At 60.7% G+C, this 760-nt stretch carries 1 pseudogene; it reads right to left on the bottom strand.

Annotated features, from left to right (window positions below):
• Positions 1 to 760, bottom strand: a pseudogene (locus tag ACQ4OE_RS26745) (hypothetical protein); the annotation flags it as partial.

Below are 760 nucleotides of genomic sequence, written 5' to 3'. Positions count from 1 at the left end.
AGTCGGTTTCACATCCTCCACAGCCTTGATCCGGTATTTCTTCACCGGCCCGACAATCGCATCCGCCTCGACCACACTCATGGTCAGCGCGGCTTTGAAATGCATTTCCAATTCAGTGCCGTGCCCCAGTTCCTTCAAATAACTGTAGGGAACCGCACGCTCATACCTCCCGTCATTGATCCATGTCTGATTCACGGCCGCGCCCGGTACTCGCCACACCGCAAGGTTGTGCGCTACGCCCTGAGCCGTTTTACCCCGAAGTTCCAGCCACACCGGTTGCCCCGCTTTCATAAAGGCCCAGACACCGGCGCGATAGGTGCCATTGGCCGTCACTTGGCTCAGATCCAGTTCGTCACCTACCGCCTGCACGATGCTCAGCTTGTCCAGCTCCGCCGCCGGCAGCGGCGTGACCGTCACAGTCAGTGGCAGGGACGGTATTTCCTTGCCGCCCGCCGTCACTTCATATTTCAGCTCGAAGGTTTTCGCCGCATTACCAATGTTCGCCGCAATCGCTTCCGGCGGGATCAGAAACTCAACACTGCCCTCAGCCACACCCGGTTTCGCCGCAATCACCGGCGAACCAGCGCCCGGGGTGCCGGTCAGGGTCAGTTGAATACTGTGCTTATCGTTCATCCCGGTATAAGCCACGATCACACGGCCACCGGTCTGGGCATCGAGCGGTGCCAGAGTGACAGCCGCCCCTGCGCCCGAGGCCTGAGGCATCTGCGGCAACGGCAGCGGATTCTCCAGCGCCACGCCA

The organism is Pseudomonas sp. WC2, assembly GCF_050586545.1.
Lineage (GTDB): Bacteria > Pseudomonadota > Gammaproteobacteria > Pseudomonadales > Pseudomonadaceae > Aquipseudomonas.
This window is presented reverse-complemented; position numbering and strand designations above follow the sequence as displayed.